The following is a 15,411-nucleotide window of genomic DNA, read 5'->3' on the forward strand; positions in this document are numbered from 1 at the left end:
CCCTCATCGTGCAGGGCGAGGGTGGGTTCTGGAGCCTGCTCACCCCCGACAATCTGCATCAGTTCCTCTGGACCGGCTGGTACGGCGTCGGATCGTCGCCCGATTCCGGCGCCTCGACGCTCGCTGGCATACTGGTGCCGCTGCTGCGCGACGGACGTGGTCGACGCGAGTTGGGTGCGTTCGGTCGTCGCACCGTGGAGGAGCGGTTTTCCCTCGAACGGGCGGCAGACATCCAGATCGAAAGCTACCTGGGCGCCCTCGCCACGCGGCCGGGAGGATTCCGTTCCTTGCCCGGCGACATGGCGGCTTTCGTGCGATACGGCCGGTATTACGTGGCCAAGCGAGTGCGACGCGCCCTCGGCTCCGAGCGCTCGGATGACTTCAACGCTCGGCCCGTGCGCACGGCGGCCGTTCCGGTTCCGACCGCACCCGTGGTGCGGCCATGACCTCCCCGAGCGCGATCGTCTATCTCGCCGGAACGAGGTGGGATGGCGTGGCTGGAACCGATCGACGGCTCGTCACGGCGATCGGAGAACGCGTCCCCGTGCTGTGGGTAGACCCGCCATTCTCGCTCGCGACGCGGCGACGCGGCGGAGGCAGGGAGGCGAACCGCGCCGGGCGCTCGCCGGTGGCACCCGGGGTATCCCGGCTGCAGACCCTCGTGCTGCCCGGAGCGTCGAGACCGGGCATGCGGGTCGTGACCCGACTGCTTCTGGAACGCAGCATCCGCTCCGCCCTCCGCTCCTCCGGCGCCTCGGTGCTGGCGGTGGTCGTCGCCTCCCCGAGGGAATCGTTCCCGCGCGGGGTGGCTGGGGTGCGGGTGCTGTACGTGACAGACGACTGGATCGCCGGGGCCGAAATGATGGGGCTGCCCGTCGCGCATCTCGCGGCCGGTCTCGAGCACAACGTGCGCGAGGCGGATGTCGTGGCGGCGGTCTCTCCGGACCTTGCCGCCCAACTGGAGCTTCGTTTCGGAGCGGCGGTACAGGTGCTCGCCAACGGCTGCGATCCCGTGGAGTCGGACGCGGCACCGTCCGCGCCGCCGGACGATGTGGCCGGTCTCGTCGGTCAGCTCAACGAGCGGCTGGACCCGGCGGTGCTGGAGGCCGTTCGCGCCGGAGGCACGCGACTCGTCGTGATCGGGCCGCGCACCGATCGCCAACCCGAGACGAGAGAATCGCTCGACCGGATTCTCGCGGCCGACGGGGTGACCTGGCAGGGCGAGGTTCCGGCGGGCGAGCTGCCCCGGCAGCTCTCGCGCATGGGCGTCGGTCTCACGCCGTACTCCGACACCGAGTTCAATCGCGCGAGCTTTCCGCTGAAGATCCTCGAATACCTCGCGAACGGACTGCCCGTCGTGTCGACGGACCTGCCGGCGGTTCGCTGGCTGAACACCGACCTGATCGAGGTGGGAACCGATCCGGAGGACTTCGCCAGACGGGTGCGAGCGGTCTTGTCTCGACCGTTCGATGGCGAGGAGAGGCTGAGACGAATTGCCTTTGCCCGAACTCACAGTTGGCGCACGCGAGCCGACCAGTTGCTCGCTATTGTGCGGGAGGCGCGGCAGGCTCGCCCGCTGCGCTGATGGGCGCCCGCCGCACCCTGTCCCGGCGTGATCGGCGCGGAGCGAGCCGCCAGTATGCGCCGCAGAGGCCGACGATGAGAAACAGCGTGCCCACCGACATCCGAAATGAGAAGACGTCGAAGAAGGCCATGATCAGGGTGCCGATAGCGACGGAGGTTGCCAGCGCGGGGCCCATCTTCTGGAAGAGCGAATCGGGGTATCGTCGTCGCGCCCTCAGGACGAGAACGACGCCGGTGAGGAGCAGACCGAGCAGGGCGGCGAGGCCGACAAGCCCGATTTCGATCGTGGTGAGAAGTATCTGGTTGTCGAGAATCCGGTATTGCGGCAGGAAAGTGCCAAACCCTCGACCGAAGATCGGGTTTCGACCGATGAAGGTGCCTGCCACCTGATAGCTGTTCGTGCGCGAGGAGGCGCTTGGATCCTGGCCGAAGCTCGAGAACAGTCCCCTCAGTGTGCCGATCATGCCCGGCACCAGGAGGTAGATCGCGGCCGCCCCGAGCACGGTGATAACGAACGCGCGCGCCCGGATCTGGCGTGACCAGGTCGGGAAGAGCAGCACGATCGTCACGAACAGGCCCACGATGCCGGAGCGGGATCCGGACAGGGCGAGCGCGGTGATGATCAGCGCCGCCGGCACCCAGCGCCTCAACCGGGGGCGAGCGGTGTCCTGGAGGGCGAGGGTCAGCGCGATCGGCAGGATCATGGAGAGCACGTAGGCGTATTCGAGGGGATTCGTGGCAGTCGCGGCGGCGCGGGCGAATCCGCTCCGGTCCTGCACGGCGGAGAAGTCCTGGCTTGCGACGAAGCCCGGAAGCACTATCGAGTCGACGAACGACTGCTTCGTGATGAACTGCACGAGTCCGAAGGCCGCAAAGAGTGCCCCCATGAACGAGATCCGGCGCAGGAGAACATACAGCCGGTCGGCGTCGCGAATTCCGTCGCTTGCGATCAGCACAACCCCGGCGAAGGAGATGAGGCGAATGAGCCCCTGATCGGCCGCGCTGATCTCGACTCCCGGATGGGGGCTCAGCATGGCGAGGATGTAGCTCACGACCGCGGCGGCCAGGAAGAGGAAGAGGGCGAGGCGGAGGGGACCCCAGCCGGTGTCGACTGATGATTCGGTGCGTGACACCTGGTAGAGCACCCACACGACCCCCGCCACCACGCCGAAGAGGGCCGCCGGTGAACCGGCTCCGCCGAGGGCCGCGATGGTCCTGTCCGACGGCACCACGTAGAGCAGCACGACGTAGACGGTGAGCACCGACACCGCGTCGAAGCGCACGCGACGCGCGCCGGCGACCGCGAACTGGCCGTCGCTCTCGCGCCTGCCCCTCGGTCGACCGCGTGCCATCCCTAGTCTCGCCCTGAAGAGGATGACCTCGAGCGAACCCGTCGTGATTTCGGCGAAGAGGCCTGCTCCGCGGGCGCGGGCGGGCCGGACTCCCTGGTCGAACGCGCGTGGACCACTGTCGGGTGTTCCGCCCGGTTCTCGTCGGCGTCCGGGTCGCTGGCTGCCGAGTCCAACAGCGAGTCTCCTGAATCGTCGGACGGGGGAGTATTGCGGCGTCGGCGGGAACGCATCAAGCCGTCGACGAGTCCGGTGAGCAATATCGTCAACACGATCCCGACGGCACCGATTCCGATCACGGCCTGGGTGCGAGTCTTTGCGTCCAGCTTGCCCTTGGCATCCACGGCGATGGTCATGACGCTGATCTTCGACTGCGGCTTCACCGCGAGCTCCGACTGGATGCTGTCGAGAGCGGTGGGCACGGCCTCCAGTACCGACGACGTCATGGCCTGGGCTCCGGCCGCGGTGGGGGCATTCGAGGTGATCAGGATGATGGGACCGGTAGTGGTCACGTCGGCGGCAATGGTGAACTTGGCGCCGGGGTTGGCCTTCAGCAGCGGCTTGGCTGTCTCATCGGAGCTGATGGTGCGGGTCAGCACATCGACGGCCTGGCTCAGGCCGCCGAGATAGAGGAAGGGATTGCCGTTCGGCTCGGTCGAGGTCTTCGGGGGCAGCAGGACGATGCTCGCCTCGGAGTTGTAGGAGACGGGAACGACCCGGAGCGCGGCCACACACAGCCCGGCAGTCAGGGCGAGACCGAGCAGCACGAAGTACCATCGGCGGCCGAGACTTCGCACCAGGTCGCGCAAGTACATGGATGGACCTTCCTTTGAGAGGGATTCCGTCGCGGGAGCCTATCGCCCCGACGTGGAACTGGGTTGATCGCGTGCCGCCGAGCGGCGCGCCCGTGCGAGCGCGCCCTTGGCGGAGTCGAATCCACTCTTGCCCAGCAACGCGATGGCGACATGCTTGACGAGCGATCGGGCGGATTCGCGCGTGACCCTGAGGGGCGCAGCGACCAGCCGGTCCCGGGTGATGTCTGCGGCTCGTGGCGGCGGCACATCGTCGAGGAGAGTGGGGAACAGGGTGCGATAGCGGTCGGGAGAGGTGAGAGAGCCGCGCACTCGGTTGCTCACGTTCGTGCCGTGCACGACCTGAAGCCAGCCGGGCTCTCCGCCGATGAGCTGCACGGGCATTCGCCTGGGGAGCCGGTCGTGCCAGTCGACCCAGCAGGTGTCCGGTGCCTCCCAGGTCTCGCGAACCGAACAGAAGGCGTTGTGACGATCGGTGCGGAAATACAGCCCGGCTGGGCTCTTGATCAGGCCGTGGCTGAAGTAGAGGGCCGCACGGGGAACTGCCGGCGCGGTGTCCTGAAGGCGTTGCACGAAGTCCACGGCCAGCGCGTCGTCATTGTCGAGGTTGGACGTGATGAGCGTTGAGCCGCCGGCCCCGGTGAGCGCTCGGATGTCGTCGAGCAGCTCGCTGGGGCTCACGGACTCCCGGTAGATCGGCACGAAGGTGCCGGCCCTCTCGTAGTCTGCGACGAGGCCGCGCAGCCATTCCGGGCTCTCCGGGTCGAGATAGATCAACCATCGGAAGTTGCTGCTCGTCTGGCCGAGAACGGAGGGCACGCAGTACTTCTCGAAGAGCGCGACGCGGGTGCGAAGCCATCCCTCCTGGGCACGCACGAGACTCTCGACGCCCACGGAGGGGAGATTGAATCGGGTGAGAATGACGTGGTCGATGCCCTTGCGCATTCCGTCTCTCTCGCTCCCTCGTGGCGGCACGTGCTCGTGGCTCGTTTCCATTATGGCGGGCGGCGTGTCGTCGGCCCAGCGCCACGGGAAAATAACCCGTCTCGGGGGTTCTGGTCAGCGGTTTTCGCGAGGATTTCGCCGGTATCATGTGTGCTGAGGTGACGGCAGAGGAGGGGTGGCGATGACCGCCGGCCAGTTGTTCCGAGTGTTGCTTCGGCGATGGTACGTTCTCGTGCTGTTCGCCCTCATCACGGTCACCATGATCAGCCTCACGCCTCGGGTGAGCGGGCTCTACTGGACCCAGGTGGACGTCGTCTTTCTTCCGCCGAGCAATTTCAACCTCCTGCAGGATCACACGGATGGCGTGGTCCAGTTCGCGGCGGTGATCGAGCGGGAGTTCAACGGCAACCGCAACGGGGTGTCGGCGCCCCTCCCGGGTGGAACGCTCTACGGCGAAGGAATCCGCCGCGGGCACGAGGTCACCCTGCTCAACTCCGGCACCCAGTGGGGCAACAACTTCAATCGGCAGGTGATCTCGGTCGAGGTGGTCGATTCCACTCCGGAGCGAGTCGATACCGTCGTGCGGGAGCTGACCGATCGCATCACCGCGCTTGTCGTCCAACAGCAGGATTCGGCGGGGGTGGCCCCCAAGAACCGCATCGAGACCTTCGAGCTGCCGGCGTCCCCGGTGATCAGCCACGTGCAGGGCAGCCGGGTGCGCGCCGACATCGCCATCGCGGCCCTGGGCGCGGCCCTGGGCGTCGCCGCCAGCGTGCTCTTCGACCGAGTGCTGCTCAGGCTCAACGCGGTACCCACCACCGGGTCTGGTTCCGCCGGGGGCGCCGGTCGGTCTCGCCGTGACGAGACCGACCGTTCCCTACAGCGTGATCCGGTAGACGTGGTATGAGTACTCGCTAGCGAAGCTGTCCGTGAAGGTGCGGTTCGCTCCGACGCTCAGCGTGCGGTTCTCTCCGACCACCTCGACCGACGTTCCGTTGACACCGGCCGGCAGCGTGAAGGTGCGGCTGCCCGGCGTGGATGCGCCATCAACCATCGCGAACACGTAGGCCGATCCGTTGTACGTCTTAAGCATGGTGTCGAGACCCGTGCCGAAGCTGTACTGGTAGGACTGCGTGTTGATCACCGGGGCGAGCTGGTGAATCAAACCGTCGACATCCTTCGCCGCGTTGACCTGCGCGGCCCCACAGAAGTTCGGCGTCACCTGCGACTGGCGGATGATGCTCCCGCCCTGGCAGGAACCGGACAGGCTCTGGTTGAAGTAGATGATGCCTCGTGCCTCATTGATCACCGAGTTCATGACCGCGCCCTTGAGCTGGCCAGGGCTGATGTAGACGGCGGGGGCGCTTGCTCCCGGACCGCCGTTCAGGTCCTCGACGAAGTTCCAGATGGGCTGGAGCTTGCCGTCCTTCGCGTCGCGCTGGCGCAGCATGTCCACCGTCTTGCCGTACGAGGAAGACGTGCGGCAATTGGCCTTGTTGACCGGCTGAATGTAGTTGCCACCCTGGTACGGAGTCCAGTCGCAGAACGGGATGGTGTACCAGTACATGTCAACCGACACCGCATCGGTGTAGTTGTTCACGTAGGCCTCGGCGTCCGACTGGTTTCCGTCGCCGCTGATCACGATCTGTGTGAAGTTGGCGTAGTCGAACCTGCCGTTGCCCGCAACCGCATCCTTGAGGGACTGCAGGTGGGCCCGCCCCTCCACCGGGGTGTAGCGGCCGTCGACCTCATCATCGAGGAAGTTGCCCACCCAGTTGGTGCTGGCACTGGTGAACGAGCTGTTCAGCTTGTCACCGATCCAGTACACACCGTTGTCCTTGAACAGGCTGTACGGGGTGGTGTCAGACATGCCGATGTAGGTGTTGATTCCCACCGACTTGTCGTACAGGGCCTCGGAGTTGCTCGAGATGCCGTTGTACCAGACGGTGATCGGGAAGAAGCTCGGGTCGGTCCAGCCCGCGGCCTTTGTCGCGCTGAAGTTGTTCCAGTACGCGGGTCCGCCCTCCCACGGAATTCGCGGCAGGCTCAATGAGGCTCCCGGTTGTCCGGCCGGCGGTGGCGTCACCGTGGGGGTCGGCGTCGGCGTCGGCGTGGGAGTCGGCGTGGGGGTCACCGTCGGCGTGGGCGTCGGGGTCACCGTCGGCCCGGTGCTCGGCGTGGGCACCGGGGTGCCCTTCTGGGTGAACATCACGTCCACGTAGTAGTTTGAGTTGAGGTAGTTGTACTTGGGGAACCCCTGGCCGTACTGGTAGACGCCGCCGCCCCTGGGTACCGTGAGGGCGCCCTTGGTCACCGAGCTGTCAAACCCGTGCTCGTCGGCCGAATAGCCGCCGACGGGGGAGACGTACGACGCGATGTAGGTCTTGCCCTTCGTGATCGTCACCGGCTTGGCGAACGTCGCCGACTGCCAGCCGGACTTCGACTCGCCGGTGAAAGTGACCCGGGCCAGAATGCCGCCGGAGCTGCTCCACAGGGTGCCCACGTGGGTGCCGATGTTCTTCGAGCCCTTGTAGAACCGCACTCCCGACACGGTGCCGTCGGCGCTGCTCGAGAATTTCACACCGAGTTCGACCGACACGCGGTCGGGGTCGGTGACGACGCGCGGAACGGCGTCAGGATAAAAAACGCCCATGTCTGCGGCCGAGGCCGAGGATGAGAAGTGTGCCCCGCCGAGCAGAACGGCGACGATGCCGACACCTGCTACGATGGAGAGCAAACCTCGAAAAGAGGTCCGGTTCTTGCGGTGGGCATGCTGCGTCGCTGCCAAATGTTTCATGATTATCGTCCCTAGCGTCAGTCCCGTTCAGGCGCAGTTTCAGCGCAAGGGTAGCATCCCCTCCCGGGGGCGTCTACGCGTTGTCCCCCGTTCGAGGGACAAAAGCTTCCCGTAAATTCCTCGGTTTTTCGGTCTTTCAGCGGGTGGACGAGTCTGTCTCCCACCTCGAAGAGGGACCTGCGGACCCGGCGGCGCGGCGCCCCAACACGGTGAATATCGCGTAGACGGCCGCATCGAACGCCGTCAGCGGCCCACGGACAGTGGCCGCCAGTTCACGCATGGTGGACCTGGTGCTCGAGGAGGCCACGGCCGCGGATTTCGCCTCGGAATTTCCGCGGCTCTGTCTCGTGAGCACGGTGAGGAGGGCGGTCGGCGTGCGTGGTGTCCGCACCCGCACGGGCTCCGTCTCGACGACCCGCTTTTCCCTCGACGTGAACGTCTGGTCGACGAAGAGGTCGTCGGCGGTGAGTTCCGGGAAGCGGGTGAACCTCTCGTGTCCACGCTCGTTCAGGGCATAGGCGCCGGCGCCCCAGAGGGCCGCGTTCGTCGACGCCAGGCGCGACCGCGCCCGATAGTAGGCCCGCACGAGGGCCGTGGATCCGACGGTGTCATAGCGGAAAGCGGGCCGGGCGGCGAGGCAACCGTCTCGCGCGAGCTGGGCGGCGACGGCGAGGATCGCTCCAGGGTGGACGTCGATGTCCGCGTCGAGGTACAACCGCGGCCAGAATCTGGCCGCCTCGTCCCCGGCGTTGAGCGCGGCGGTCTTCGAGGGAGCCGCAAGCTCGATCACGCGTACCCCGGCGAAGCCTCTCGCGATCTCGGCCGTGGCATCCGTGCAACCGTTGCAGACCACGATCACCTCGGCGCGACCGGACTCCGCCAGGGGGGCGATCGAGCTGAGGGTGCGAGCGATCACCGCCTGCTCATTGTGCGCCGGGACAATCACGGAGGCGACCGGTCGATCGGCCGCGGGCGCCACCGGCCATCGGCTCGCCTTCGGCAGGCGTCGCCACGACCGCTGCTCGAGAAGCACTCGCAGGGTCGCGCGGTGGGCGGGATCGTAGCTCCGCAGCGCCTCGTGCAGCAGAACGGCGGCATGGAACGCAGACGAGTATCCGGCCGGATGATGCTTGCGCATGTAACGGATCCGGTTTACTGCCATGAGGCTCAGGAGCTCGGTCGACGAACCTGACCCGCCCTGGTCGTGCCGCACCCGGGCGTCGGGTTCGTACCACGCCGTGAAGCCCGCGTCCCTCACTCGACGGAAGAAATCGGTCTCCTCCGAATAGAGGAAGAACCTCGTGTCCCAGTCGCCGATCGACTTCACCACGTCCCGATGGATGAGCAGGGCGGCACCGGTGGCCCAGTCGATGCGATGCGCGTGCCGGTAGCTCTCCTGGTCGACGTCGATCTCGCTCGACCAGGCCGGGCGACCGGCGCTCGGACTGCCGAGGAGCGCGTCTCCGACCGCGCGGGTGATCGTCGGTTCCCGCCGAATCGACGGGTAGATCTCGCCGTGGGCGTCGAGGATCTGCGGGACCACGACGCCGGCTCCCGAGACGACCATTCGTTCGTGCAGCCTGCGCAGTGCTCCGCGCTCGACGACGAGATCCGGGTTGAGCACGAGCACGGCGTCTGCGTCGCCCACCAGGCGAAGGGCCGTGTTGATGCCCGCCGCGTAGCCGACGTTGCCGCCGGACTCCACGGCGATCACGCCCGGCTCATCGTGCAGCCGGGCGAGGGTGGCATCCGTCGATCCGTTGTCGGCGACGATGACGCGCAGCCGCAGGCCTCCGCTCTCGGCCCGCAGGCTGCGCAGCAGCTCGTCGAGATGGTCGGCGCTGTTGAAGGTGACGACGACGACGGCAACGTCGGCATGTCCGTCGGCCGGCGCGAATCCGTGATGCCGCGAAGGCTCGAGCGGCGACACCGGGACGGGCCGGTCGGAGGTGACGGGAGCGCCCCGGTGGCGCACGGCGGCATACGCGGGCGGTCCGTCGACCAGGTAGCGGCGCGCGAGCCGCTTCGGCTCGTGTGCCAGCCGCCAGGCCCACTCCATGCCGACGGCGGCCACCCAGCCCGGCGCACGGTCGATGCGGTCGGCGAGGAAGTCGACGACCGCTCCGAAGGCGAGCAGAACGCGGGCGCCGGTGGCCACGCCGTGCTCGGTGATCCACAGCTCCTGACGCGGCTTGCCCAGTCCGACCACCAGGATGTCTGTGTCCGTGCTCGCGATGTCGCGGGCGATCGTGGCCGATCGCTCCCGATCGCCGAGCTCGTCTCGAGACGGCGCCCAGAAGCCGGACAGCCGCAGGGCGGGATGGTCGTGCGCGAGCCGGGAGCGCAGGAGCTCGTGGGTCGCGGTGTCGCCGCCCAGGAACCCGACGCTCGCCCCGTCCCGTTCGGCGGCCGCCAGAATCGGGCCGATGAGGTCGCTCCCGGCGAGGCGGGGCCACGCCCTCCCCGTCTCACGCCCCGCCTGGCTCGCGATGGGCGCGCCGTCGATCAGGTTGAGCCACTCGATCGATCCGGGCTCGCCCGCGCCATCGAGCGATCCGAACCACCGCGATCCGGAGCCGAAGTGATGCACGTGGTCGAGGTTGACCGAGGCGACCGCGAGCGGGGGATGTCCGGGTGAACCTGTGCGGTCCCGGATCGTCTCGATGACCTCGTCCAGTTCACGAAGGTCGACCGGGCACCCGCCGACGAAGATCCGTGTCGGTGTCATGGCCGCACCACCGATGGCGACCAGGCGTGTTGGAGGATCCGCATCGGGGCAGTGGCGCCGTCGGCGTCGATCGACCAGACGTCGCTGTCCCCCTCGGCGTTCGGTCTGGCGAGGCCGTAGAGGATCGTGGAGTCGTCGAGCCACTCCACCTGGTCATCCACGTTCTGCTTCTCGGGCAACACGGTCTCCCGGCCCGTCGCCAGGTCGAGCACGGCGATCGACCAGTACGCGGATGCCGTCGTGGAGACGTTCTTCTTGTACGCGACACGGCGTCCGTCCGGCGAGACCGATGGGCATTCAGCCGACTCCCTGATCGCCGTGAGCGTGCGTGCCGCGAGATCTCCTCGCACGAGCCAGGTGTGCCCGGCCGAGGCTGCCGTCGCATAGAACTCGTTGTCGTTGGAGGTGAAGGTCACGCCCCAGAAGTTGCGGTCGGTGGCCGTGTTGCGTGCGCCATCCACGATGAGGGCGAAGTCCTCCAGGTTGCCGAAGTCGTGGCCGGCGGTGCTCGCGATTTGGGTCTCGGTGGAGAATCCCACGGAACCGTAGGCCGCGCCGGTGACGAAGGCGGTGAATCCGACGAGTTTCGAGTCCGGGGAGATCCGGGTCCTGCTCGGGATGCCGGGCAGGGGCCACGAGTGCACGGTCTTGCCCGCCGAATCCAGCAGGTTGGCCGAAAAGGTGGTGACGACGCCGCGGTCGATGCGCAGGCACATGGAGTGCTTCGTCGTGGCGTAGACACGATCGCAGGGAACCGAGGTGACGGAGCGTGCGCCCGAGGGGGCCGACAGGGCAACGCTGGCGACGAGACCGTACCCGGAGTCGGGCGTCGTGTTCCGAAAGACGATTCTGGGGGACCCGTCGAAGGCCACGCTCGATCGTGCCGCGGCCTGCGGTGCGGTCGGAGTCGCCTGGCGGCGCTCATAGTTGGTGAATGCGACAGCCGCGTAGATGATCGCGCCGCCGAGGAGGATCACGGTGATTGCCGCGGCGATGATGAGCCGCGCCCGGTTCACGTCGTCCTCGCGACGGGGAGGAGCGGCCGAAGCAGCAGGAAGACGGCGGGAATCGCCACGGCGAGGGCGGCAGCCACGATGACCATGGCGTTGACGCGACCCAGCGAGAACCAGAGCACACCGAACCCGGTCGAGGCCAGCAGCCGGGACACCGCGACGACGGTCTGCGCGGCCGAGATTCCGCTCGCCGTCGTGCCCTCCGGCGAGAACTGTCCGGCGAGGGCGGCGAGCACCCCGTCCGTCGATGCGTAGAAGCATCCGAGAAGGAGCAGGCAGGCCGCGGTCACGACAGCGCCGCCGAAGGGGAGGGCCGTACACGCGTAGGCGGCGAGGAGGGCGACGTGCCCGAAGACGAAGACGCGAGCGCGGCCGATCCTGTCGGCGAGCCGACCTAGCGGCACGGCGAACAGGAAGAACGCGATGTTCGTGCCGACGTAGAGCAGGGGAAACCACTGCGCGGCGAACTGGCTGCGCGACTGGAGCGAGAGGTAGACGAAACCATCACCCACGGTGAGCAGGCCCAGGACTCCGGCCGCGAGCATCAGTCGACGCAGGCGCGGCTCGTTCAACCGGCGCCAGCGGAACGGCTGCCGTCGTTTCGCCTCGGCGGAAGAGCCGACGACGGGCCTTCTGCCGGGCACGAGCAGCCCCAGGATCGCCACCCCGACGAACGCGAAGGCGAGGGACACCACGAAGACCGTGCTGTAGCCGTTGGGGATGAAAAAGAGCACGAGGAAGGCGAGGAGAGGACCGACGGCGGCGCCGATCGTGTCGAGCATGCGGTGCACGCCGAATGACCGCCCGAGGTTCTCGGGTGCGGAGGACGCGGTGATGATCGCGTCCCGGGGACCGGTGCGCACTCCCTTGCCCAGTCGATCGACAGTGATCACCGCGGCCAGCGCGGCGAAGCCGGTCGCGAAGAGCAGCCAGACCTTGGCGAGCGCGGAGACGCCGTATCCGAAGAACGCGATCCACTTCGGGCGGTCGGCGCGATCGGACACCCAACCCCCGCCGATTCGCACGAAGGCACTGACCCCCTGGTAGAGGCCGTCGATGAATCCGTAGGCGATCGTCGTGAGGCCCATCGCCCCCGTGACATAGAGGGGGAGGATCGCGGCAACGGACTCGGAGGAGACATCCGTGAGCATGCTCACGACGCCGAGCGTGATCACCACGCCGGACACCCTCGACGTGATGGCAGCTCGTGGGGCATCCCTGCGACCGCCCCGGTCGCTCAACGATATGTACACGAACTGATTCCCCCGAACTATCGACTACGACGACGCGCGCAGCACACCGAGCACTGTGTAGGTGGAGCCCCCCGAACCCGACGGCTTCACCGTCAGGGTGATCGAATTTCCGTCGCGGGCGAAGTCGAACGCCGTCGACCCGCCGACGGCGGGCAGGGGTGACCCCGGAAGGCTCAGCTTCGCGAACTCGGACTGGTAGAAGGCGATCAGCGCCTTGGGCGACAGCGACGTCTTGGCCACGAGGGTCGCCTGAAGCATGTTGGCGCTCGACGAGACCGAGGAGTCGGCGATCTTGGATCCCTCGGCCACCGGGATCACCGCGGGGAAGCCGTCGACGAGCTTGCCGACCGCGGACGCGGACTTCGGCATCGGCCCGGTGAAAAGCGCGGGCAGGGGAGCCACGGGTGGCAACGCCGCTCCGGCCGTGGTTCCCTTTTGCACCTCCGTGGATGTGCGCGGAGCCGTCGCCGTGGGGCTCGGTCCCGGAGCGGGCGCGGCGGTCGGGTTGGTCTTCGGTGCCGGCGAGACGGTGGGATCTGCCGGACCGGTCGCGCGCGCGTTCGGTGTCGACACCACGCCCGGCGCCGTCTGGGCGGACGGCGTCGCCGGAGCCGAGTTCAGAGACGTGAAGACGAGGGTCACGATAACGATGACCGCGGCGGTGCCCAGCCCGCCGATGATCGCACGGCGTGCTATCCGCGACTTGTCAGGACTCGTCATGCCAACCCCAGTGCTCCGCCCGATTCCAGGTACTTCTCTCCGGTGACGGGGCAGACGAAGACTCCGTCGCCCTCGTCCCGCAGCGCCGCTCCGGCCCGGCCGACCCAGCCGATCCTCTTCGCCGGCACTCCCGCGACGAGCGCGTAGTCCTGCACGTCCTTGGTGACGACGGCGCCGGCGGCAATGAGCGACCAGCGCCCGATGGTGAGGGGGGCGACGCAGACCGCCCTCGCCCCGATGGAGGCCCCGGTGCGGACGGTGACTCCCACGGCCTCCCAGTCGTCGTTGGACTTGCGGCTCCCATCGACATTGATCGCGCGCGGGAACACGTCGTTGGTGAACACCACTCCCGGCCCCACAAACACGCCGTTCTCGAGCAACGCCGGTTCGTAGACGAGCGCGTAGTTCTGGATCTTGCAGTTGCGCCCGACGATGACTCCCGGACCGATGTAGACGCCGCGACCGATGATGGTCCCCGAGCCGATCTGCGCGAACTCGCGCACCTGCGCGAGGTGCCAGACGAGGCTCCCCGCGCCGATCCGGCAACGCGGGTCGATGTCGGCGGAGGCGGCGATCTGCGCCGGCACCTCCTCGGGTCGCGATGCTCCCCGCGCCGTGTCCGCGTGCGCCTGGTCGATCATCAGTACGCCCCAACCGGGCGGGCGAACACTCGAAGGGTGCGCCACAGAATGATCAGGTCGCCGGTGAGCGACCAGTTCTCCACGTAGTACAGGTCGAGGCGAACGCTCTCCTCCCAGCTCAGGTCCGAGCGACCGTTGACCTGCCACATGCCCGTCAGCCCCGGCTTGATGTAGAGGCGGCGGTGAACGTGCCGCTCGTAGTCCTCCACCTCGGTCTGAAGCGGCGGCCGGGGGCCGACGAGGCTCATCTCGCCAGTGAACACATTCCAGAACTGGGGCAATTCGTCGAGGGAGAACCGGCGCAGGATCTGGCCCACCTTTGTCACGCGGGGATCGTTCTTGAGCTTGAACAGTGGCCCGGATCCCTCGTTCTTGTCGAGCAGCAGGGCGAGGTCCGCCTCGGCGGTCTGCACCATCGAACGGAACTTGAGCATCTTGAATGTCTTGCCGTTGCGGCCGACCCGTTCCTGTCGGAAGAGCACCGGGCCGTCGCTGTCGCGCCGAATGGCGAGGGCGATGATGGCGAAGACGGGGAAGAGCACGATCAGGGCGAGGCCCGACATCGTCACATCGAATATCCGCTTGAGCAGGTGCTTCCCGCCCTCGAACTGCGGCAGCTCCACGTGCATGAGCGGCAGGCCCTCGACCGGGCGGAAGTGGATGCGCGGGCCGGCCACGTTGGTGAGGCTGGAGGCGACGACGAGCTCCGCTCCGGTGCCCTCGAGTTCCCAGCCCAGGTCACGGATGAAGTGACCCCGACCGGCGGGTTCGCCGGCGACGATGACGGCATCCGCGCCCATGTTGCGCACCGCGGCCCCGACGCTCTCGAGGTCGGAGACCACCGGCACCGAGTGCTTGGCGAACTGCATCGGGAGCCGCTCGTTCGACGGCAGAGCCACGCCCACGACGTTGTAGGCGGCGCCGGACTTCTTGTCGATCTGCCGCACGACGTAGCTGACGTCCGATGCCTCGCCCACGACGATGGCGCGCGACAGGTAGTGGCCCTCACCGCGGTTGTGGTTGAGCCAGCGCCGCCAGAGCCAGCGCTCGAGCAGGAGCCCGCCGAGACCGGCCGGGAGGGCCACGATGAAGAAGCCACGGGCGATTGGTACCTGGAACACGAGGAATCCGATCGCCAGCAGCCCGAACGTGAGCGAGCTCGCGTTCACCACGCTCTTGTATTCGGCGAACCCGACTCCGATGACGCGGGCGTCTCGAGAGTGGTAGGCCGCGAGCATCACCATCCAGGCGCCGGCGATCACGGCGGCCAGCCCGGCGTATTCGACCGAGATGCCGAATCCGCCGGCGGGGCCGGCGGCCAGGGCGAACCGCGCGACGAGCGAACTCGCGACCGCGACGATGATCACGATGGTGTCGGAGACGAGGAGTCTCCGGCGGAAGCGCCGGGCCCAGGACACTCCCGTGCCGGCGATGGCCGCCGACGACGATTGCGAGGCGTCGGCGTGTCGATACCGCTCGCGATACGCCGACTGGGTAATGTCACGAGCAGGAAGGACGTTGCCGAGCTCGCTCATGATTCACCCACCGGTGACACCTTGCGGCGCGAAG

At 67.6% G+C, this 15,411-nt stretch carries 12 protein-coding genes and 1 pseudogene; 3 read left to right on the forward strand and 10 right to left on the reverse strand.

Going from position 1 to position 15,411, the window contains the following annotated elements:
- Nucleotides 1-446: pseudogene (locus tag ACHZD8_RS01850) on the forward strand (group 1 glycosyl transferase); the annotation flags it as partial.
- Nucleotides 443-1,585, forward strand: coding sequence for a glycosyltransferase (locus tag ACHZD8_RS01855; RefSeq protein WP_394768410.1), 1,143 nt, complete (start codon nucleotides 443-445; stop codon nucleotides 1,583-1,585). The pseudogene ACHZD8_RS01850 and the gene ACHZD8_RS01855, both read left to right, overlap by 4 nt.
- Here the strand turns inward: ACHZD8_RS01855 and ACHZD8_RS01860 are convergent.
- Genes ACHZD8_RS01860 through ACHZD8_RS01870 form a run of 3 tightly spaced genes read right to left on the reverse strand, consistent with a single transcriptional unit; the run spans nucleotide 1,545 to nucleotide 4,690 of the window.
- Nucleotides 1,545-2,936, reverse strand: a complete 1,392-nt coding sequence (locus ACHZD8_RS01860) for an O-antigen ligase family protein (protein WP_394768411.1) — start codon at nucleotides 2,934-2,936, stop codon at nucleotides 1,545-1,547. The genes ACHZD8_RS01855 and ACHZD8_RS01860 overlap by 41 nt on opposite strands.
- Nucleotides 2,937-2,938: 2 nt before the next feature.
- The gene (locus ACHZD8_RS01865; RefSeq protein WP_394768412.1) at nucleotides 2,939-3,748 is read right to left on the reverse strand and encodes a hypothetical protein; all 810 of its coding nucleotides are present in this window, start codon (nucleotides 3,746-3,748) and stop codon (nucleotides 2,939-2,941) included.
- A 39-nt stretch (nucleotides 3,749-3,787) separates the two neighbouring features.
- The gene (locus ACHZD8_RS01870) at nucleotides 3,788-4,690 is read right to left on the reverse strand and encodes a glycosyltransferase (RefSeq protein WP_394768413.1); all 903 of its coding nucleotides are present in this window, start codon (nucleotides 4,688-4,690) and stop codon (nucleotides 3,788-3,790) included.
- Nucleotides 4,691-4,871: 181 nt separating this feature from the next.
- Between ACHZD8_RS01870 and ACHZD8_RS01875 the strand changes: the two genes are divergently transcribed.
- The gene (locus tag ACHZD8_RS01875) at nucleotides 4,872-5,597 is read left to right on the forward strand and encodes a hypothetical protein (RefSeq protein ID WP_394768414.1); all 726 of its coding nucleotides are present in this window, start codon (nucleotides 4,872-4,874) and stop codon (nucleotides 5,595-5,597) included.
- Here ACHZD8_RS01875 and ACHZD8_RS01880 read toward each other — a convergent pair.
- The 7 genes from ACHZD8_RS01880 to ACHZD8_RS01910 all read right to left on the reverse strand — a co-directional run bounded on the left by ACHZD8_RS01880 (nucleotide 5,568) and on the right by ACHZD8_RS01910 (nucleotide 15,377).
- Entirely contained in the window at nucleotides 5,568-7,427 is a 1,860-nt protein-coding gene (locus ACHZD8_RS01880; RefSeq protein WP_394768415.1) for a DUF4082 domain-containing protein, read from the reverse strand. The two genes, ACHZD8_RS01875 and ACHZD8_RS01880, sit on opposite strands and share 30 nt — an antisense overlap.
- 196 nt (nucleotides 7,428-7,623) lie before the next feature.
- Entirely contained in the window at nucleotides 7,624-10,215 is a 2,592-nt protein-coding gene (locus ACHZD8_RS01885) for a WecB/TagA/CpsF family glycosyltransferase (RefSeq protein ID WP_394768416.1), read from the reverse strand.
- Entirely contained in the window at nucleotides 10,212-11,231 is a 1,020-nt protein-coding gene (locus ACHZD8_RS01890) for a TolB family protein (RefSeq protein WP_394768417.1), read from the reverse strand. The genes ACHZD8_RS01885 and ACHZD8_RS01890 overlap by 4 nt, the downstream gene beginning before the upstream one ends.
- On the reverse strand, nucleotides 11,228-12,379 hold the full coding sequence (locus ACHZD8_RS01895; RefSeq protein ID WP_394768440.1) for an MFS transporter: 1,152 nt from the start codon (nucleotides 12,377-12,379) through the stop codon (nucleotides 11,228-11,230). Before ACHZD8_RS01895 ends, ACHZD8_RS01890 begins: the two co-directional genes overlap by 4 nt.
- A gap of 126 nt (nucleotides 12,380-12,505) precedes the next feature.
- Entirely contained in the window at nucleotides 12,506-13,201 is a 696-nt protein-coding gene (locus tag ACHZD8_RS01900) for a hypothetical protein (RefSeq protein WP_394768418.1), read from the reverse strand.
- Nucleotides 13,198-13,842: an acyltransferase gene (locus ACHZD8_RS01905; RefSeq protein WP_394768419.1), complete on the reverse strand. Its 645-nt coding sequence runs from the start codon at nucleotides 13,840-13,842 to the stop codon at nucleotides 13,198-13,200. The genes ACHZD8_RS01900 and ACHZD8_RS01905 overlap by 4 nt, the downstream gene beginning before the upstream one ends.
- Nucleotides 13,842-15,377, reverse strand: coding sequence for a sugar transferase (locus tag ACHZD8_RS01910; RefSeq protein WP_394768420.1), 1,536 nt, complete (start codon nucleotides 15,375-15,377; stop codon nucleotides 13,842-13,844). Before ACHZD8_RS01910 ends, ACHZD8_RS01905 begins: the two co-directional genes overlap by 1 nt.
- Nucleotides 15,378-15,411: the final 34 nt, after the last annotated feature.

The sequence above is a fragment of the Lacisediminihabitans sp. genome, from assembly GCF_043726815.1.
Lineage (GTDB): Bacteria > Actinomycetota > Actinomycetes > Actinomycetales > Microbacteriaceae > Lacisediminihabitans.